Source organism: Vibrio sp. 1CM23M (genome assembly GCF_023161755.1).
GTDB classification, from domain to species: Bacteria; Pseudomonadota; Gammaproteobacteria; order Enterobacterales; family Vibrionaceae; genus Vibrio; species Vibrio coralliirubri.
Genome location: NZ_JALNTR010000002.1, coordinates 1009987 through 1030110, shown reverse-complemented (window position 1 = coordinate 1030110; position 20124 = coordinate 1009987). Strand labels below are relative to the sequence as shown.

The following is a 20124-nucleotide window of genomic DNA, read 5'->3' as shown; positions in this document are numbered from 1 at the left end:
TTTTGTTTATTGATGATCACACAGTAAACTCCGCGCTAATCACTAACGATAAAGAGCTGATATTGATGATAATTAACGTAGCAAAAAAGTTCATTTTGGCAGCGTCTGCACTGATGCTAGGCGGTTGTGTGAGCTACAGCGTGACCGAGCAAGAAATGACGAACTACCTTCAAGATTCGGTGATGTTAGAGCAAGAAGTGGGTGTTCAAAACGTTATGTATGCACAAGTCGCTGTCGATGACTTAGCGGTGCAAATTGGCCGAGCTGATGCCGAGCGCGTGTCTGTTCTGGCGAATACCAATGCACAAGTTCAGGTGTTTAACGTGCCGAATATGAGGTTGGATCTTGATATCGAGTTCAGTGCGATTCCTGAATATGACAAAGAGAGCGGCGAGATTTATTTGAAATCACTGCGTTTAGAGCGCTTTGAAGAAAAAGACAAACAGCTTTCTCCTGAGGTCGCCAAACTACTTAAGCCTGCCGTTTCTATGATTGGTTTTGCGTTGTCTCAGTCGCCAGTTTATAAACTGGACAGCAACAAGGTTCAAGAGTCATTGATCAAGTCATCGGAACCTAATCTAGTGATTAAAGACAACAAGCTGGTCATCGAGTTATTCGATTAACCTTTCACGTTTAGCTTAAACTCAGATTTAAAACACAATGGCTGCCGATTTGGTGGCCATTTTTGTTTGTGTTGAATCAGCAAGATTTCTGTTTTTAGGCTGTCTATCCAGCTTGTTTTCTCTGGCTCATTTATTGAATTAGCCGCGTATCTCACCTTTACTTTACTCTTGTGAGCAAGTCATCGCTTCAGTCATCAAATCATAAGAAAGAAAAGGTGAGCGAACTATGAAGAATCCAGTGATAGCGGATACCAAGCCAGTCAAAGTGGAGCTAACAGAAGGGGAGGAGTATTACTTCTGTACCTGTGGTAAATCGAAAAACCAACCTTACTGCGACGGCTCTCATGCAGGAACCGGTTTTAAACCGAAGAGTTTCGTGGCCGAGGAAACCGGCGACGCTTACCTGTGCCGCTGTAAGTATTCGAACAATCTCCCTTTCTGTGATGGCACCCATAAACAGTTTACGGCTGAGCAAGTGGGCCAAGAAGGCCCTGATGTTCATATCCAAGCGGCAACGCCCGATCTCTCGCCAGCGGCTTCTGCAACCAAAGAAGAGCCTACGGTCGAGTTCATTCATCAATTAGCACGAGATGGCTTATCCAAAGTGGGTCACCATGGGCCAATGACTTCAATGGGCGTTCCAAGATATCTATTGCCTCACTGGGATGATATTCAAGTGATGGTTGCTCAAATGGCGACCAAACCGTTATTGGAACATGTGCCCGTCGGTACTGAGCTTATTATTGGGCCAAAAGCGAAAAAGCCGCTCAAATTGAACATCTCCTTGTTTGTTTCCGATATGAGTTTTGGGTCGTTATCTGAAGAAGCGAAAATCTCTTTAGCGACAGGCGCGGAGCTTGCGGGAACAGGAATTTGCTCGGGTGAGGGCGGAATGTTACCCGAAGAGCAAGCGGCGAACTCACGTTACTTTTACGAACTAGCCAGTGCACAATTTGGTTACGATGAATCTAAGCTCAAAAATGTCCAAGCCTTCCATTTTAAAGGTGGGCAGGGTGCTAAAACCGGAACAGGCGGTCACCTGCCGGGTGCGAAGAACATTGGCAAGATAGCCGAGGTACGCGGTATTGAAGCGGGCACAGCCGCGATTTCCCCACCCACCTTTGTTGAGCTAAAAACCGTCGAGGATTTCAAAAATTTCGCCGACCGAGTTCGAGAAGTGACGGGCGGTATCCCAATAGGGTTCAAGTTGAGTGCCAATCATATTGAAGAGGATATTCAGTTCGCATTGGATGCCAGTGCCGATTACATCATCTTGGATGGTCGAGGCGGTGGTACTGGGGCGGCGCCAGAAATGTTCCGTGACCATATTAGTGTGCCGACCATTCCAGCGCTTGCTCGTGCCAGAGCCTATCTAGACAAGCAAGGCGTAAGTGACAGAGTCACCTTAATCATTACTGGTGGGCTTCGTGTTCCGATGGACTTCGTAAAAGCGATGGCGCTTGGCGCTGATGGAGTCGCTATCTCGAACAGTGCCATGCAATCTATTGGGTGTGTTGCTGCCAGAATGTGTAACACCAATAATTGTCCGGCGGGTATAGCGACTCAAAAAGCCGATTTACGCCAACGGTTAAATGTCGAGAAGGCATCGAATCAATTGAGGAACTTCTTCGAAGCCTCGACTGAATTGATGCAAGTGATGGCGAGAGCGTGCGGTCATGATCATTTGAATCAGTTTAACCCTCACGATCTGGCAACATGGAATCGCGAAATGGCCGAGCTATCCGGAGTCGCTTACTCTGGTGTCAGTCCATTAAACCAACTTAAGTAAATAGTATTTCGATTAAGCACACTCACTGTATTTTGGGTGTGCTTATTTTTGTCTGAGTAATGCCAATCTATGTTTAACCTTTCGTAATTAACTGCTTTATAGGTATTTTTAAATTATTTCCTATTTTTTGAAAATATCGCTTTACCTCAAGTTAACTTGAGGTTTTATCATCATCCCCAATCTAAAAACACAACTCATCGTCTTATCACTTTAAGAGCTACATGTTTAAAAGCGACATGCGTAAAAACTGAACATTTAGAAGTTAGCTCTAAAGAAACGAAAGAAAGAAGCAATAAGGCGAGAACAATGCATCAAGGGCTAGGACATGGAACAGAATCAATTAACTGAATACTTTTCGAGAATCGGCTTATCTCAACCCAATGACATCACGATCGAAAACCTAACAGCGATCCATAGGCATCAACACCGAACCATTCCGTTCGAGAATTTTGATGTGGTTCAGGGGCTGCCTATTCAACTGTCTCAAGAGGCATTGCATGAAAAGCTGGTGGTTAATCAGCGAGGTGGTTATTGCCAAGAACTTAATGGGTTGTTGCTGAATGTGTTAACTCATATGGGCTTTGAAGCGAGAGCCTTGCTTGGTCGAGTACACCTAGCAGGAGAGCCTACAGGGCGTAGCCATCGAGTGACATTGGTGACGATTGAAGGCAAACAGTGGCTGGTGGATGCGGGCTTTGGCACCTTTACCCCTCGTGCTCCATTGCTGATTGAAACCAATATTGAGCAGTCTAATGACTTACAAACTTTTCGTTTTATCGAAGACGAACGATATGGCTTCTTACTGCAGATAAAGCAGGGTGATGAGTGGATGAACGTCTACAGCCTAGACATGACGTATGTGGGTGCCAACGACCTAGAGTCGAGCAACTTCTTCACTTCAAACAGTCCGAAATCCATTTTTACATCAAACTGTATTGCGGCACTGCCGATCGAAGGTGGGATTGTCACGCTGCTTAACCAGAAAATTAAAATTAGCAAAAATGGCTCAACAGAAGAGTGGTTACTTGAAGACGAGCCAGCGTACCTTGCTGCATTACAAACGTACTTTGGTTTAGCGCCAAATGTGCCTTTTCAAACTTTAGAGAAATGTTTCTAACCAAATTCGAGGATCAACAATGAAAGTATTAGCGATTGGCGCTACCAACAGTAAAGCATCGATTAACCAACAATTGGCAGCGTACACCGCAAGCTTAGTTGAGGGCGCGCAAGTAGAGGTGCTCGATCTTAATGATTTCGAGATGCCCATTTACAGTGAAGACAGAGAAAAAGAGTCCGGCGTTCATCAACACGCGCAGCGCTTTTTCAGCAAGATTGGCGAAGCAGATGCTGTTGTCATCTCTTTTGCAGAGTACAACGGTTCATACACCGCAGCCTTTAAGAATGTGTTTGATTGGACATCACGAATCGACATGAAAGTGTATCAAGGCAAACCTGTTGTGATGCTCTCCACATCACCAGGCCCAGGCGGCGCAAGCTCTGTGTTGTCGTCTGCGGTAAATTCGGCACCTTACTTCGATGCTGATGTGAAGGGGTCGATGTCGGTGCCAAGTTTCTATGACAACTTTAATGTAGAAACGGGTGAGATCATCAATGCTGAAATGGCCGAGAGCCTGAAATCGATCATGAGTCAGATTTAGCTGCTTTAGTGAGTGAGATAATTACAACATCGGTGCGCAGATAAATAGATAAATAAATAGTTAGATACATAAATGGCCATCAAGCGATGGCCATTTAATTGCGTGATTGTCTATTGTGATAACTCTGCTGCGGTGTCAACGAAGATACCTTGAATGTCTTTCGCTTCACGCTCAGTTTGTCCGCCATGTTTTAGAAACGCACCGATAATTGCTGCGGTTTTTTGCTCTTTTGCGCGCTCTAAGAAGTAACGCAGTTCTAGCTCAGCGCCCGCTTGCTCATCTTTGATTGAGGCTGCGATGATCTCTTTGTACATCACGATATCACGTACTTCTAATTGACTGATCACACCGAGTGTCGCTGCTAAGAAATCCTCTAGCTCAGCCTTCGGTACGAACTGCGTAATGATGTTACGGTCTTCTGCTTGCTGAGCCGTAAAATCGTTGCCAAGCAGCAAAGCTTGCAGCGCTTTGTTTTTGCCCATGCGTCTTGCAAATTGCACTGCGCCTTGGCCACCCGTTGGGATGTTTACATGAATTTCTGGTTGTGCGAACGCCGAGTTTTCAGTGCCATAAGCAAGATCACACGCCATCACAAATTCATTACCGCCCCCACGAGCTACGCCATCAACTACCGCGACAGAGACTTGTTTCATCGCTTTAATGTTCTCAATCATGTGATTGAATTCAATCGAACCGGCTTGTCCACCTTGTGTACCGTTGATCACATTGAGATCTAGGTGAGCCAGAAAGAAGCTCTCATGTAATGATTTAAAGACCACAACCTTAGTCTCACGATCATCTTTCAATGAAAGTACAAAGGCATTGATCTCGTTGATCAAGTCGAAAGTCAGCACGTTCACTGGTGGGTTGTTGATTGATACCGTTGCGATGCCATTTTGATTAGTCACAGATAGTAGTGTCATGGGGTGTTCCTCTATTAGGTCGGGACTGAATGTTGTCTCCGTTATGTGCAGCTACTATAGATTTGTAATAAGATGAGAAAAATAGTCATATTGGCACTTAATTGGTGCTTTAAATGCAACAAAGGGCATTATGGATATATCGAGTCGTTTATTATTGTTACTTGAAGTGGTTGAGCTGGGTTCGTTTGTCAAAGTGGCGGAGCAAAGAAACGTCGACCGTTCCGTTATCTCTAAACAGATCAGCCGTCTTGAAGAAGAGCTGGATGTTCGATTACTCAATCGCACCACTCGTTCGTTATCTCTGACAGCTGCAGGCAATGAGATGGTCAATCAAGCGCATCAGCTTCGTGCACTGTTGAACGATACTCGACGCTTGGCGCAAAATTATCATGCAGAGCCTCGAGGATTATTAAGAATCACCAGCTCTACTATGTTTGGTCGACAATATGTTCAGCAGGCGATTGCGGTTTTCCAGAAGCAGTATCCAGATGTTGAGTTTGAATTGAGACTCGAAGACCGAATCGTCGATATGGTTAAAGAAGGGTTTGATATTGGTTTCCGTATAGGTAAGCCCAAAAACTCTAGCCTAATCAGCCGTAAGATAGCCAGAAGTCGATTGTTGATTGTTGCTTCACCTGAGTTCATTGCTCAGCATGGCGAGATCAACTCCATCGGAAAACTCGAGTCATTACCTGCGACTATCTATGCCGCTCCGGGGTTGTTGATCGATAAGTTTTCTTATGTCGATCAAGAGGGGCAAGCGCAGCATTTCCAGCTTAATGCCGCTTATAAAGTGAATGACGTTGAGATGATTTCCAAGAGTGCGTTAACCGGCAGTACTCTGGCGGTCGTCACGGCGCAGATGATTGAAGATGAAGTGCTCAGTGGAGAGTTGGTGCCTATAATGACTCACTTAAACTTGGATGACTTTGGCACTTTCTATGCGGTGTACCCACATCGAGATGCACCCATAAAAACCAAGCTCTTCATTGATACATTGAAAACCATTGTTGGTGAAGATAAGCCTGTGTGGGAGCAAGGCATTCCCGGGTTTGACAACATGTATGGTAATCAGCGAACAAAATCATAGCTCAGAGAATCAATACGTTAGGTTTCTTTGTTCGGCGTATTTTGTAACCTAGTCCAAACCTAAATTTGAACCAAAACGTCAAGTTAAAGTGAACTCTATTATACTGGTCATTATCAGGATGAAACGGCTATTCAAACAGGAAGTGAAAGATCATGAGAAACATCGTATACCTCAGCATAGGCCAGTTGGCAGAGCGCAGTGGCGTGGCTCCTTCGGCGTTACGTTTTTACGAAACCAAGGGGTTGATTGCTTCGATTCGTACTAACGGAAATCAGCGCCGTTATCAGTCGGCGATGTTGAGACGAATTGCGTTGATCCAAGTCGCGCAGTCGATAGGCTTCACGCTGGAAGAGATCACCGAAGAGTTATCGACACTGCCGATGAACCATACCGCGACTAAGCGAGACTGGGAGCGCGTTGCTAAGAAGTGGCAGGGCCAACTCGATAGCAAAATGGCGCAGATTAAATCGCTACAAGAAAACTTAACAGGCTGTATCGGTTGCGGGTGTTTGAGTATGCAGAAATGCCACTTGTTGAACCCTGAAGATATTCTGCATGACCAAGGGCAGGGCGCACAACGGATCGTTGAGTAGCCCTGAATTAATGTATCTTATCTGAGATCGTTGAATCCAATGCAATCAATCTGATGGTCAGCTAGCCACTGTTTTAGCTCTGGGCTAGTGAGAAGTTGATGCTCTTCGACGCGTTTATCACTGTAGCTTGATAGGGACTTAAGCTGTTCATTTGCCACTGATGAAGGGTGGCACATTAACTCCAGTACACCGTTAGGCATCATAGCTTGGTAGCTCAGCAATAAATCTTGCAGGCCATTCAGTGATACGCCTTCGTCAAAGAAACGCATATCGAAAGCGTCTGGTGTTGGCACTTGAAGTTCATCTTGGCCACTTAGGATGTTATCAATTCGTCTAACTGGAAGACCAATGCGATTCACTGTGCGGGTAAACGCTGCTTTTAGAGGTTTAAACACACCACCAAAGTGATGGCTGTCGATATGGTTAATCTTTAAACCGGCATCGACAGCGGCTTGATATTGCGCGTTGAGTTCGAGCATCACCTCATCTTCATTCACATCTGATTTATCGAACAGGGTGATGTTGCTAAAGAAGTGACCGTGTTCGTCCACTAAGCTCGGCACTAACTCTGGTGGCGTCAGTGGTTTGCCTGCGGTGACCGTAAAGTGCAAGCCAACTTCAGAGACTAAACCTTGATGATAGAGCTCAATCGCGTGCTGTGTACCCGGTTGATTCATCATGATGGTGGTCGACTTAACCAGACCCGCCTTGAAACAGTCGACGATGCCGTGGTTCACGCTTTCAGTGAGGCCGAAATCATCGGCGTTGAGTATCAATTTCATCATGACCTCTTATTAAAAGATTTGGATTCAATATCTTGAATGAGCTCTGCTGTCACTGAGCTCATTTGCTGTTATTACGGAGCTTATTAGCTGTTATAACCGAGCTTATTAGTTGCTAACAAAGGCCACATTAAGCGAGTCGATGAGCAAACGCAGGCATGAAGTCTAAGTTCTCGCGAATGGTTTCTTGCAAAGCCTCGTCGATGTGCGAACCACTATCGACGATAGGGTTTAAGATCAGAGCCCGTTTTGCTGTTGCGATGTCACCCGTCATCGCCGCTTTAACGGTCAGAGTTTCAAACTCTTTCATCTGCTGAATCAAGCGCAGCGTGTCGCTTTCAAAAGGTTCAACGTTCAGTGGCAGGATCGCACTGCTGGTGATTACCGAACTTACTTCTACCGCGCAGTCATCGGGTAACCCTTGAATCGCACCATTGTTGCGAGTGTTGACGTGCATGATAGAACGTTTGTTGTTGTGAATACTGCTCATCAGCTCACAGGCCGCTTCAGAGTAATAAGCTCCGCCACGTTCTTCTAACAATTTAGGCTTGGTATCGAGCATGGGATCTTTGTAGATCTCCAATAACTGTTGTTCAACCTTGGCAACTAAGTCTGCGCGATTGGTGCTGTTTTCAGACGCAGTAAACTCTTTGTCTAAGATGTCTCTGGATTGGTAGTAGTAGCGTAGGTAAGCACAAGGAACGATGTTCAGAGAGCGAATCAATTCAGCGTCCCATTCAAAGGGAGGGATGTTCTTTGGCATCATTTGGTCGTTACCACCAAGGAGTTGTTCGATGAGTTCTCCTAACTTGTCTTCACCTTTATGAAGCACCTTACGAGCCCACACTAGGTGATTTAATCCTGCAATTTGCATCGTGATATCTTTACGCTCTGCACCGAGCATTTTCGCCGCGCCTAGCTCCATGTTGACGGGAACGTTACATAGACCAACGTTTTTAATGGTTGAGTGCTTAATCAGTGCTTCCGTTACCATGCCTGATGGGTTGGTGAAGTTGAGTAACCACGCATTCGGACACAGTTCTTCCATCTCTTTCGCTATCTCGAGCGCGATCGGAATGGTTCGGCAAGCATTAGAGAAGCCACCCAAGCCATTGGTCTCTTGGCCGATCATGCGATATTTCAGAGCAATCTTTTCGTCGCGTAATCTTGCTTCCATTCTTCCTACCCGAAATTGTGAGCAGACAAAATCCGCATCTTTCAGAGCTGCTTTTCGATCCGTGGTGAGGTGAACATTAATCTCACAGCCTGCTTTGTTTATCATTCGCTTGGTGAGCGCCGCGATTATCTCTGCTTTTTCCATGCCTTCTTCGATATCGACTAACCACAGATCAGAGATAGGTAATTCGTGATGGCGCTTGAGCAGTCCTTCAACGAGCTCTGGGGTGTAACTTGAGCCACCACCAATCACGGCTACTTTGAGTTTTTGATTCTGTTGCATGCTGTTCACCATTTAATGTTGTAGATTACTTAGTTTAATTTATATGATGGTTACATACACCGACAAACCAGTTATGACGACTTATGAATTAATGAGGTTAATGCATGGGGCTATTCGAAAATCGCCAACAAACGCTGTCACTGCTGCACACCTTTAGTGTTGCGGCTAAACATTTAAGCTTTACGCTTGCCGCCGACGAGCTCTTCTTAACTCAGGGAGGGGTCAGCCATCGCATCAAAAAACTCGAACAACAATTGAAGTTCAACCTGTTTGTGCGCAAGACAAGAAAGCTCGAACTGACGCCAGAAGGTCAGCGTGTGTTATCCATGTTGAACGTCTCGTTTGAGTCTATCTTTTCCGAACTCATGGATATTCAAACGGGTGAGCTAAGTGGGGAGTTGTATATCGCGACATCGCCTTATTTCGCTTCATCATGGTTAATGCCGCGCTTGCCGGAATTCAGACGCTTGTATCCGAATCTAAGCATCAAACTGCAAACCAAACAGAGCCAGTCAGACTTCCAGTTTGAACCTTATGACGTGGCAATTTTCTATAGCGAAGGCCATTACCCCAACCATTACAGCGAGCGATTATTCAGTGGAGTAAGAACTCCTGTGTGTAGCCCTGAATACGCGAAACGCTTCAAACTAGACCAAGGCATACACCACTTAGATGACGTTCGTTTCATTCACAGTGGCGATATCACTGCGTGGCAGCGTTGGTTGTATGAAGCTCAAAGTGATACCAACTGCGCACTTCAGTGTGACTATTACAGCGATAACCGCTTGGCGATGGATGCGGCGATATTATCGATGGGGCTGGCACTAGGGCGGTTAGAGTTTATGACACCGCAGATTGAACAAGGCTTATTGGTCGCGCCTCTTATGAGCATTGAGTCGGGCAAAGGGTATGATTTAGTGTGCCCGAGAGGCATGGAGCAGCGAACTAAGTTTCAGGTGTTTGCTCAATGGGTTAAGCAACAGTTGTGACCGAATAGCGTGCCTAGACAAACACGAATTATAGGTCTAGTTTAGGTGGTTCTTTCAATAGAAGAAGAGGTTAGTTATGTTCAGCCATGTTTTTCTCGGTACCGAAGATATTGAACGTGCGAAGGCTTTTTATGACCCAATCATGAAAGTGCTTGGTTATACCGAAGGCTCTGTTGATCCTAAAGGGCGCTGTGTTTACGTTAGTCAAACAGGTGTGTTGGGCTTAACGAAGCCGATTGATGGTCAGCCTGCGACTCACGGCAACGGCATGACGGTGGGTTTTCTTGCGCCTTCTCCTGAAGTTGTAGATGAATGGCATCGAGTTGGCGTCGAAAATGGCGGTACCAGCATTGAAAATGGCCCTGGAGCGAGAGGTTCTGATGAGCGTCGCTTGTACATGGCTTATTTGCGAGATCCTGATGGAAACAAGATCTGTGCAACTCACTTTATGCCATAGTTGACGTTATGCCATCGTTCATTTTATGCCACAGTGGCGTATACTTAGATCATATTGATGGTTCGGAGTTGGCGAAGTCGCGGCTCTGAACTTGTTAGCTTCCCGATAACTCAAAATTTTGCAAAGGACTGGCTAGATGAAACCGAACGAACTGTTTTATGAAAGTTTTGAGCGCTGCCGGATTGACCAAGAATTTCTCGAAACGTTTTTGGCGGATTTTTGCGAGCATAATCCAAGATTTTCAGAACGTTTTGAAAAGATAGGATTAGAGCAGCAAACCAAGATGCTTAAAGCCTCGATCATTCTTATCTATAACTCTGCTGGTCTATCAAGCGTGCGTAACTCAGTAAAGAAATTGGGTAAAAGGCATAAAGACTTAGGGCTGGATATTTCCGAGATTGAGCTCAACGAGTGGTTCAATTCGTTACTCAATACGGTTAAAAAATACGATCCACACTATGATGAAAGCGTCGAACAAGCATGGACAGAAACGCTCGAGGCTGGCTTAACTATCATGAAGAAAGAGTGTGTAATCTGAATCAAAATGTGTCTACAAAGTAAGCCACGAATCATATGTGGCTTACTTTTGTGTTATCCGTGACTAGATTAGAAGGTAAAGCCTGTTTGAATACCCAAAGCTGACTCCTTGGTATACCAACCACTTGAACCACCGAATTCATACCAATCAAACCCTACGCGAGTCAGTAGCTTAGAGTTGCCAAATATCGGCTTTGCTGATTTGTACTCTGCGCCGATCCCGTAAGTTAAGCCAAGATCACCATGCGAACCTTTATCAACTTTAGTCTCGTTGCTAGAGCTGATCACCATCTTTGTATCTGAGTGTGAATAGAAAGCGCCAAACTTACCCAAAATAGCAAAATTTTCACTGAAACTGTGTTTGTACACTGGCGTCAACGAGAGCATTAAGGTATCGAACTCTTCTTTTCGGTGTTTTGTCTCGTTGTGGCTGTAATCAAAGTAACTAGATTTGTCATCGACGCTGATAACAAGCAACGTTGATTCAACGTACCAGTTGCTTTGCATGACTTGGCTACCAAATGTGAATTGGCCACCGACATCGCCATCATCCATCCCGAAACCACCCAATGCGTACATTTCATTTGATGCAAAAGCTGAAGTTGATGCGATGCCGGTAACTGAGGCAATCGTAAGAGCCGTTAAGATTAATTTTTTCATTGTTTTCACTCTGGTTTGTAAATTTCGGGAGAGGATTCTAGCGATATTTTCAAAATAAAAAACACTGTTCGAATGGGGCGGGAACGATTAAATGAAGATTAAATATCTCAAGATATAAACCTGTATTTCCATGATCTAAAATTACAATTTTTTAGATAGGTTAAATGAACGATGTTCAGGTGTTACTTGATGATTTTATGGGTTTTCTTTGAGGAAGGGCGGTGTATGTTTCACGAAGAAAAACCTCTGGCGACGAGGTTATCGCCAGAGATCAGAATCATTTGAGGATTACGTTTTAATAGACATTAAATCCAAGTAATCAACGTTGGGTTGGCCTAGCTTCTAACACGTTACGATAATTGGATTAAAAGTGAGCAGCCCAACCAATCAGGAACCCTTGCGATGCGGTATCGTATTCAAAGGTACCCTTGTTTTCGTAATCAACCCAGGTCGATTTGTAGGCAACATTTAAGTCAGACCAACTGTTTATCTGGTATCGCACGCCAGTTAACAGAGATGAGGTAAAGTTTGTGTCACTACCAAGCCCTGCATCAATAGTTGCGTGAAACTTCCAATCCTTATTGATCTGCGTTATCCATCTCACACCTATTTGGTAATCTATCCAATCTTCATCTAATGATTTACTTCTATTTAAGTCGCCAACTGAAGTGTAAAGCTTGGCATCAATGTCGTTATCCCACCAACGAAGCCCAAACAGATAATCAATCGTGCCAAAATCGTACTGGTAGCGCTTAAACCCCTTCACATCTAAAACACCTTGTCGGATATCAAGGTTGCCCCTCAATACCTCTAGGTTGCTACCTAACACTGAGTTTGTTTTTCCGCTTAACTTCATGAAGCTGTAGTCAATGTAATAGCCCCACTGATTGTCATAGATACCCTCTAAACGCACCATTGCGGTCATATCAAGATGATCCATGATGAATGCAGGATCAACATCGACATCTGCTGACAAGCCACCAATGGTGCTGTCTCCGCGGATATTGAGTGCAAGCGCGTAAATTTCGAAGCTATGTTGCCACTTTTTTGTGTCCGCTTGTTCACTTGCTTCCTGAGCATTTACGGTTGAACTAGCAGCCAATGCTGATGCGAGTAGGTAACGCCATTTAGCCATATTGATATCCTTATCTTCGATGTGAAATAGCACAAATGTGAATGTGTGTTTTAACTATTCATTTTTCATATATGCAACTTGTATATTTCTGATTGTAGACTATGTTTTTTGAAAAGAGCCAAATTAAAAGAGTAAGGATATGAAGCCACAAGGCGTTTTTTTGATCGTCGCTGTTTTGGGTTTAACACCGATTGCGTTGTCGTACGGTTATGCCCCCGTTGTCTCCCTTGATTATCTTTTCGGAATTGATGCTAGCCCTATCAATGTCACTCATATCTTTCGTGCCGTGATGGGGTTGTACTTAGCGTTGGCTCTGTTTTGGATAGCAGGGGCGTTACTAAAGAAATACCGACTACCAGCACTCTACAGTTTGGTGGTCTTCATGTTGGGTTTGGCTGCCGGCCGAGTCATTAGCTTGTTGATAGATGGCATGCCTCACTGGCTACTTGTCGTCTATCTACTATTGGAGCTTGGCTTTGGTTTGGTAGGAATAAAAATGGTTCACAAAGAGCAATCTGAAACAGTATAAGGACATTCTATGAAAAGGATTTTCCACCTTGTTGTGATGAGTGTGTTGAGTAGCTTTTCGCTATCGGCATGGTCAGCACAAGAGCAACCGAATATTTTTGTTATCTTCACGGATGATATTGGGATCTCAAACCTGAGTGCTTATCACAATGGTGTGATGAGCAGCGAAACACCGAACATCGATAGTATTGCTGAAAAGGGCATGCTATTGACTGATTATTACGCACAACCCTCTTGTACGGCGGGGCGTTCCGCATTCTTAACTGGTCAACTTCCTGTTCGAACAGGCATGCACTCAGTTGGGTTACCGGGTGGCCCAGTTGGTTTAAGTGCCGACACGCCAACGCTTCCCGAGATTCTTAAAACCATGGGTTATGTCACGGGGCAGTTTGGTAAAAACCACCTTGGTGATAGAGATGAATTCTTACCGACAATGCACGGTTTTGATGAGTATTGGGGTTGGTTGTATCACTTGAATGCAATGGAATACACAGAAGATCCTGATTGGCCAAAAGATGGCTCTTTGGATGCGTTTGCGCCTCGTAATGTGATTTACGCAAGATCAGACGGTAAAGGTGGTCAAACGATCGAAGACGATGGTGCATTGTCGATCGAGCGTATGCGTACACTCGATGACGAAGTAAATAAACACGCGATCAACTTCATCGAAAGGGCGGTTGAGGCGGATAAGCCCTTCTTCACTTGGTACTGTCCATCACGCGGTCACGTTTGGACGCACCTTTCACCTGAATACGAAGCGATGCTCGGCCAAAACGGTTGGGGGCTTCAAGAAGTGGTCATGAAAGATCTTGATGATCATGTCGGTGAGATGATGGCGAAGATGGAAGAACTCGGTATTGCCGACAACACCATCATCATTTTCACTGCCGATAACGGCCCTGAGATCATGACTTGGCCTGATGGCGGTATGACACCTTACCACGGTGAGAAAGGGACAACTTGGGAAGGTGGCGTAAGAGCCCCTGCTCTGGTTAGCTGGCCGGGTAAAATCCCTGCGGGTACTGTAGGCAATGGCATCTTTGATGGTATGGACTGGTTACCCACTCTGGTCGCTGCGGCTGGTGGTCCAACGGATCTAAAAGAAAAACTGCTGAAAGGTCACGATGGCTTTAAAGCGCACCTTGATGGTTACAACCAAGTGGATATGCTGACTGAGAAAGGCGAGTCAAACCGTAAAGAGATCTACTACTACGAACGAGACAAGCTGCAAGCGGTTCGTGTTGGTGATTGGAAGGCGCACTTTGTGGTCCAAAATCATGGCTGGAGTGGTCCGAAAGAGGAGCTAAATGCACCGTTACTCTTTAACTTACGTCGTGACCCATACGAGCGAGCGGCGGAAGAGTCGGGCATGTACCTAAAATGGATGGGACAAAAAATGTGGGCATTTGGCCCGGCACAAGCTGCTGTCCAACAACATCTAGCAACCTTCCAAGAGTGGCCTCCAGTAACGCCTGAATCTCCGGCAGAGAAGACCGGTGGTGTAGGTAACTAGTTAGATATCATAAAAAATCCCGCTCACACTGAGCGGGATTTTTGTTTGAAAGCGTCTTAACGTTGGTTCTATTTTAGCGTCGTGTTTCGTTCAATGAACTTCACTGGCACCATCAGCTTAACCAAGCTTGTGTCTTGCTCTTGAATCTGGCTAACGACAATTTTCACTGATTCACGTGCAAGGCGTCTGAAATCTTGCTTGAAGGTAGTGAGTTGGTAGTTCAACCATTGAGTCTGTGGGATATCATCAAAACCAATCACTTGAAGATCTTCTGGAATACGCAGGTTAAATTCTAAGCGCGCCACATCCATTACTGCCATCGCGAGGTTATCTGTCGCACAGAAAATCGCTTGAGGATGTGTGGGTTCTGAAAACAGAGTCCGAATGGTATCTAGAGCATCAAGGTAGTCATAGTCAGCTTCAATAACACGAGCTTGCTTGCCCGTGAGATCTTCGAATTCTGAGCAAAAGCCCGATTCACGCTCGCCGTTGGTGTAGGTTGGTACGTTACCTGTCAGGTAAACCGCTGACTTTGTTCCTACGCTATGTAAATGCTGAGCGGCGACTTGGCCAGCGGCGTAGTTGTCACTCACCACATGGCTACTCTTCGTCCCTTCAACAACACGTGCAAACTGGACGATAGGGATGTCGAACTCTTCACACTCTTCATAAAGCGACTTATTAAAGGTCGCGGAAGCAGCAATTACGCCATCAACTCGGTATTGGAAGATATTAGGAATCGAGTGGTTGTCGTTTCCATCAACTTGCCAAGGAATCAATACCGCAGAGTAACCCTGTTTTTGTAGCTCAGTAGAGATAAGCTGCAGAGTTTTCATGTGGATAGGGTAGTCGGCATCCGGGAAAACTAAGCCAATCAATTTGGACTCATTTGTCGTCAGACTGCGGGCAAAGGCATTGGGACGATAATTCAACGATTTTGCTGCATCGAATACTTTCTGCTTGGTCTTTTCAGACACTGAACTGCCCGGGACAAATACACGAGATACAGTTGATTGAGAAACGCCAGCAAGTTTAGCGACATCTTTAGAGGTGACGGTTGGCTTTGACGCCGTGGAGTGTTTTGGAGAGCTCATAGACCATACTTTTGAACCAAATTGATTGTGCATAGAGTAACATAATTAGGTACGTACTCAAAAATACAATATGCCATGATAGGATGAAAAATAAGGGTTAATAGAGAGTGTTGAATATTATTCTGGGTATGACCCAAAAAAGCTCTGCGTTAATAGCAGAGCTTTGTTTAAAGAATTTATGAATCGACTAACTGGGCGTTAGAAGTAGTAACGAATACCTGCAGCGAATTGGTCGTCTCTGTTTTCGAATTTATTGCCAACGAGCTGATCTTTACCTAGGTCGAATTGGTATTCAGTCCAAACTAGGAATTTGTTCTTCTGGAAGTGGTATTCAACACCAGGAATAAGCAGGTTACGCTCATAGCCATCTGTTTGGTCATCACGATCTTCCATGTAGTTGTAGTTCAACGTAGGGCGTAGGCCATTGTCGAAGTGGTAGTAAGTGTAGATTTCACCACCTAGGGTATCGAACATTACATCCGTACCGCCTTGGCTTACAGCTTCCCAGTTTTCGCCAACATGGAAAGTGGCACCTGCGTAGAAGCCGCCGTTGCTGTAGTTCGCACCCAATAGCATGATGCGCATGTTGTCGCCATTTTCTACGCCAACCACACCTGAGTCTAGGTCTGCAATTTCATTTTGGTGGTAAGCTGCACCAAGTGTTACACCATCAACCGGTTTGTAAGTGATTGACGCGCCCATACCGTTTTTCAATGAAGCTGTCGCATTACTCGCTAGTGCCACTTCTTCACGTGTCGTTTGGTAAGTGAAGCCGTAGCTTACTTGGTCGTTGATTGAGTTACGGTAAGTTATGGAGTTTTCTGCTCGACCTGTACCAGATGCAATACCCCAGTCAGAAAGGTTGTAAACACCTGAGCCGCGAGTACCGAAGACACGACCTAAGTCGGTGTACCATGCTACGTCATAAAAAGTAGACCACTGCTTAGTACCTGCTGCGATCTTGCCGTATTTGTCGTGCTCTACGCCTGCGTATAGAAGTCGGTCGTAAATATTGTCGCCGTTAGCACCTGAGTTATAACCCCATTCAGCATGGCCAAAGCCAGTCCAGCCGTTATCGAGTCCCATTTGACCTTTCAGGCCGAAACGAGAGCTACCGCTGTTCCATTCACCGTTGTGGTCGCCGCCCTTATCTTGGTAACGAACGTCGAAACGACCGTCTAAAGTAAGGCTATCGCCCGCGTCATTGGTAAAAGTGTGTGCAGCAAAAGCAGAACCCGAGGTAAGTGCTGTCAGGATCACTGCTGAAAGAATCGACTTTTTCATTGTAATTCTCTTTATTCAGGCCGTAGAAAGCCACCGTGCTTTCAAGCCCGTTATATTGGTAATGGTTTGGCAGGGTGTACCCCATCCATGAGGCACTAGTAGATTCAGTTATTAGTGGAGCAATAATGAATTGGTTGGAGCACTTACTGGGAGCGAGAAGGGTCCCCCAGTAAGCGTGGCAACCTAAATCAGATGTCTATTTAGGTTGCCACTATTTCGTTTCAATCTTTTGGATTAAAGCGTATCGATTACAGCGTTGGGTTCATGATGCTTGAAGTGCGTTCGAACACATCTAGACCTTGCTGCTGTAGCCAGTATGGAAGGTCGATAAGAACCCAGTTCTCAGACAGTTTGTCACCGTCACGGTAGTAAACGTCAACTACTTGCATGTTTGCACGTACTTCACCGCCAGTCATACCTAGGAAGCCACCTGTTGGTGTGTTTGATAGGTTTGGCCAACCGAAGAAACAAGAGAAGTTACCTTCAGCGAAACGACAAACGTGGCCGTTGAACTTCTTGTCTTTCAGGTTGTTACGGAAAGGAAGTTGGTGCTGTTGCTGGTAGCGAGGAATTGTGTAAGACGCGCCGATACCACATGGGCCGTACCAAATCATGTCTTTTGACCAGCTCTTCGCTAGTACTTCTGGTGGGCAACCCATAGCGCCGCTGTCGTTAAGAGCAGACAGGTCATCAACCATTTTGTTTACTAGAGCAAGTGTCGCAACACCTTCTTCTGGAGCCGCGTCTTCGAATAGCAGACCATCGTGGTTACGTGGGCCAGGGTATACGAAGTGCTTACCAGTTGATGGTGGAAGTGGGTAGCAACCCGCTTGATCCATCATGCCTAGTAGGTCTAGGAACAGGCCTGTCTTAGTGATTTTGCCATCAACAACACAGTTAAATTCTGCGTAGCGAACGTTCATGATCTTGCCAGTTGGACGCATGCCTAGGTATTCAGCGTCGAATAGACCCATGAAGTGACCCATGCTCATTACCCAAATCTCATCTGGGTTAACTTCGTTGTTACCACCGATGAAGATGTCTTGACGACGCTGCATGCGAGTCATTGACTTCATCATTGGCGCCCAGAATACGTCAGCAGCTGCTTGTGCGCCTTCTTGCTCACGGAATGGGTAAACACCGCGCCACAAGTAATCTTCAGAAGTATGTGCTTTTAAAACTTCAGCAACGTTCTCGTGAGTTGCGTTTTCCATTGCATCGAAGTATTCACGAACAATGCGTTTAGCTTCTTGATATTTAGACATAATAATTTCTCTTTGTGTTGTCGAGTCAACATTCGGAACAGGACTCGATTTGGATTTTGTTACCGGCTGACTTATCAGCCGGCTTTAAATTTTTCGTATTTAAACTTCAGCGTATGAGTGTCGAATTAAGCTTTTGCTGCTTCAGCTTTTTTGCTCTTATCGAAGACGCCACCTTTAAGAGTTTCAGGCAGTGTTAGCCATAGTAGGCCGGCGATAATCCATACGATTGGTGAGCCCCACATTGCTGTTTGTAGGTCGGTACGCTCTTGGATGAAGATAAGAACCATTGGTGCCCACATGCCGATAATACGACCGCCATGGAACAGAGCTGCACCATAGCTACGCAAGCGTGCAGGGAACAATTCAGAGAAGTAACCGCCCCATACTGCAGAAGCAGACAGGCCGAAGTTGTAGATAAGACCTAGAAGAGCCAGCATGTTTAGGCCGCCAATCATCATGTCGCCAGGTGCGACAAAGAAGATAGAAACCATGATACCTGCGAGGATGAAGCCGAACGCGTTGATCTTACGACCGTACTTATCTGCTGCCCATCCCCAGAACCAAGCACCGAAGAGTGAACCAAATGCTGAGATAGAGAAGATCAAACCGATGGTTGCACCATCAAACATACGAACATCTTTCAGGTAGGTAGTTACAAAGCCACCGAAGAATTGGAATCCGTAGAAGTTAAGACCAGAAAGAAGTAAACAAGTAATCGTAATTTTGCGGTAAGGCTTGCTTAACATCTCACCCCAAGAACCTTTTTTAGCTTCGGTTACTTCACCAGCTGCATTGGTTGTTGTTTGTTGATCTTCTTCACCGTAGGCGATCACTGTTTTGTCGCTTGGTAATACAAAGATCATTAACGCTGCTGCTACAAGCGGTGGAATACCACCTACCCACATTAGGCTCTGCCAAGGTGCATCAACACTTGTAATGAAGGCTGCGTAAGCGCCCATTGCCACTAAAGCAACAGAGAACATTGAAGAAGCAAAAGCAGTCAACTTACCGCGAACCGTTGGTGTAAATAGGCCAATCATCAAAGATACAGCTACAGTGAAGTAACCACCTAAAGACAGGCCAATGATGAAACGCATTGCGGCCCAAGTGGCGTAGTCGGTAAACATCATGTTGATGATGGTTGCACCACCGTTTAGTGCCGTAATTGCTACTAGCGTGGACTTTTTGCCGAACTTGGTTGCGAACCATGCACAGCTCAGTGCACCAATCAGAGCACCAACAGACTGCCAAGTGTAGAACTGAGCGGTATCAGAAAGGCTAATACCAGCATATTCTTCCACAATGTATGGGCGTACGTAGTCAATAATTACAAAGTTATAACAATAAAAAAAGTAACCTACTAGAATTGCTAGATATGCGGCTACCCTTTGAATCATAGGAACTTCGCTCATGTGTTTTTTAATGGTCATGACCGATAAACCTTTATTTTATATAGGGTGGTTTTGGTTTTAATTATTGTGTGTTGATTATTTAGCTTCATCACACCGTCTTCATTTCGGGAGAGATAATAGAATTTTTGTGGTTATTAGATCCGTGATCAAAGTCAATTTTAAAATGAGTGCGTACCCATTTTGTGCATTTTAGTGATCTTGATCTCATTTAACTGAGTTTTTGTGCTTTGTGGGGCGATTTGAGTGTTTAATCGTCTATCTTAGTGATAGTAGTCACACTTATTGTGGGTTTTTGAGGGAAAATATCCATTTTTGAGTACTATTGGCGGCGAA

20 protein-coding genes are annotated in these 20124 nt (G+C 45.2%); 11 read left to right on the top strand and 9 right to left on the bottom strand.

The window, feature by feature from the left end:
* Nucleotides 1-65 precede the first annotated feature (65 nt).
* The 4 genes from MSG35_RS09935 to MSG35_RS09920 all read left to right on the top strand — a co-directional run bounded on the left by MSG35_RS09935 (nucleotide 66) and on the right by MSG35_RS09920 (nucleotide 4070).
* Entirely contained in the window at nucleotides 66-623 is a 558-nt protein-coding gene (locus MSG35_RS09935) for a DUF1439 domain-containing protein (protein WP_029222249.1), read from the top strand.
* A 226-nt stretch (nucleotides 624-849) separates the two neighbouring features.
* Nucleotides 850-2412 carry a glutamate synthase-related protein gene (locus MSG35_RS09930; protein ID WP_248383811.1) on the top strand — a complete coding sequence of 521 codons (1563 nt, stop codon included), beginning with the start codon at nucleotides 850-852 and terminating at the stop codon, nucleotides 2410-2412.
* Nucleotides 2413-2737: 325 nt separating this feature from the next.
* A complete protein-coding gene (locus MSG35_RS09925) occupies nucleotides 2738-3529 on the top strand; it encodes an arylamine N-acetyltransferase (RefSeq protein WP_052879805.1) in 792 nt (263 codons plus the stop codon).
* Between the two features lie 19 nt (nucleotides 3530-3548).
* A complete protein-coding gene (locus tag MSG35_RS09920) occupies nucleotides 3549-4070 on the top strand; it encodes an NAD(P)H-dependent oxidoreductase (RefSeq protein ID WP_017071824.1) in 522 nt (173 codons plus the stop codon).
* A 110-nt stretch (nucleotides 4071-4180) separates the two neighbouring features.
* Here the strand turns inward: MSG35_RS09920 and MSG35_RS09915 are convergent, their stop codons facing one another.
* Nucleotides 4181-4993 (bottom strand): enoyl-CoA hydratase/isomerase family protein, encoded by an 813-nt coding sequence (locus tag MSG35_RS09915; protein WP_081228861.1) that lies wholly within the window; start codon nucleotides 4991-4993, stop codon nucleotides 4181-4183.
* A gap of 130 nt (nucleotides 4994-5123) precedes the next feature.
* Between MSG35_RS09915 and MSG35_RS09910 the strand changes: the two genes are divergently transcribed.
* Both MSG35_RS09910 and soxR read left to right on the top strand, forming a co-directional pair.
* Complete coding sequence (locus tag MSG35_RS09910) at nucleotides 5124-6083, top strand: LysR family transcriptional regulator (RefSeq protein WP_248337412.1); 960 nt, start codon at nucleotides 5124-5126, stop codon at nucleotides 6081-6083.
* 152 nt (nucleotides 6084-6235) lie between these two features.
* A complete protein-coding gene (soxR, locus tag MSG35_RS09905; RefSeq protein WP_017087167.1) occupies nucleotides 6236-6676 on the top strand; it encodes a redox-sensitive transcriptional activator SoxR in 441 nt (146 codons plus the stop codon).
* A 17-nt stretch (nucleotides 6677-6693) separates the two neighbouring features.
* Here soxR and MSG35_RS09900 read toward each other — a convergent pair whose 3' ends face one another.
* A complete protein-coding gene (locus MSG35_RS09900; RefSeq protein ID WP_048609297.1) occupies nucleotides 6694-7458 on the bottom strand; it encodes a carbohydrate deacetylase in 765 nt (254 codons plus the stop codon).
* A 130-nt stretch (nucleotides 7459-7588) separates the two neighbouring features.
* A complete protein-coding gene (locus tag MSG35_RS09895) occupies nucleotides 7589-8917 on the bottom strand; it encodes a 6-phospho-beta-glucosidase (protein ID WP_248383810.1) in 1329 nt (442 codons plus the stop codon).
* Nucleotides 8918-9021: 104 nt separating this feature from the next.
* On the opposite strand from MSG35_RS09895, the gene MSG35_RS09890 reads away from it, so the two are divergent.
* From MSG35_RS09890 to MSG35_RS09880, 3 genes are all read left to right on the top strand, one after another.
* Complete coding sequence (locus tag MSG35_RS09890) at nucleotides 9022-9906, top strand: LysR substrate-binding domain-containing protein (protein WP_248383809.1); 885 nt, start codon at nucleotides 9022-9024, stop codon at nucleotides 9904-9906.
* A gap of 76 nt (nucleotides 9907-9982) precedes the next feature.
* A complete protein-coding gene (locus MSG35_RS09885) occupies nucleotides 9983-10363 on the top strand; it encodes a VOC family protein (RefSeq protein ID WP_248383808.1) in 381 nt (126 codons plus the stop codon).
* A gap of 136 nt (nucleotides 10364-10499) precedes the next feature.
* On the top strand, nucleotides 10500-10901 hold the full coding sequence (locus tag MSG35_RS09880) for a globin (protein ID WP_248383807.1): 402 nt from the start codon (nucleotides 10500-10502) through the stop codon (nucleotides 10899-10901).
* A gap of 68 nt (nucleotides 10902-10969) precedes the next feature.
* Here MSG35_RS09880 and MSG35_RS09875 read toward each other — a convergent pair whose 3' ends face one another.
* Together MSG35_RS09875 and MSG35_RS09870 are read right to left on the bottom strand one after the other, a co-directional pair.
* Nucleotides 10970-11560 (bottom strand): hypothetical protein, encoded by a 591-nt coding sequence (locus tag MSG35_RS09875; RefSeq protein WP_248383806.1) that lies wholly within the window; start codon nucleotides 11558-11560, stop codon nucleotides 10970-10972.
* 364 nt (nucleotides 11561-11924) lie between these two features.
* Complete coding sequence (locus tag MSG35_RS09870) at nucleotides 11925-12695, bottom strand: DUF481 domain-containing protein (RefSeq protein WP_248383805.1); 771 nt, start codon at nucleotides 12693-12695, stop codon at nucleotides 11925-11927.
* 139 nt (nucleotides 12696-12834) lie between these two features.
* Here MSG35_RS09870 and MSG35_RS09865 point away from each other — a divergent pair, with 139 nt between their 5' ends.
* Together MSG35_RS09865 and MSG35_RS09860 are read left to right on the top strand one after the other, a co-directional pair.
* A complete protein-coding gene (locus MSG35_RS09865) occupies nucleotides 12835-13224 on the top strand; it encodes a DUF4345 domain-containing protein (protein ID WP_248383804.1) in 390 nt (129 codons plus the stop codon).
* A gap of 9 nt (nucleotides 13225-13233) precedes the next feature.
* A complete protein-coding gene (locus MSG35_RS09860; RefSeq protein WP_081228855.1) occupies nucleotides 13234-14736 on the top strand; it encodes an arylsulfatase in 1503 nt (500 codons plus the stop codon).
* Nucleotides 14737-14804: 68 nt separating this feature from the next.
* Here MSG35_RS09860 and MSG35_RS09855 read toward each other — a convergent pair whose 3' ends face one another.
* The 4 genes from MSG35_RS09855 to MSG35_RS09840 all read right to left on the bottom strand — a co-directional run bounded on the left by MSG35_RS09855 (nucleotide 14805) and on the right by MSG35_RS09840 (nucleotide 19809).
* The gene (locus MSG35_RS09855) at nucleotides 14805-15830 is read right to left on the bottom strand and encodes a LacI family DNA-binding transcriptional regulator (RefSeq protein WP_048609306.1); all 1026 of its coding nucleotides are present in this window, start codon (nucleotides 15828-15830) and stop codon (nucleotides 14805-14807) included.
* Nucleotides 15831-16028: 198 nt separating this feature from the next.
* On the bottom strand, nucleotides 16029-17114 hold the full coding sequence (locus MSG35_RS09850) for a porin (RefSeq protein WP_017065839.1): 1086 nt from the start codon (nucleotides 17112-17114) through the stop codon (nucleotides 16029-16031).
* A 248-nt stretch (nucleotides 17115-17362) separates the two neighbouring features.
* Nucleotides 17363-18379 carry a nuclear transport factor 2 family protein gene (locus MSG35_RS09845; protein ID WP_017065254.1) on the bottom strand — a complete coding sequence of 339 codons (1017 nt, stop codon included), beginning with the start codon at nucleotides 18377-18379 and terminating at the stop codon, nucleotides 17363-17365.
* 125 nt (nucleotides 18380-18504) lie between these two features.
* The gene (locus tag MSG35_RS09840; RefSeq protein ID WP_017104144.1) at nucleotides 18505-19809 is read right to left on the bottom strand and encodes an MFS transporter; all 1305 of its coding nucleotides are present in this window, start codon (nucleotides 19807-19809) and stop codon (nucleotides 18505-18507) included.
* Between the last annotated feature and the right edge of the window lie 315 nt (nucleotides 19810-20124).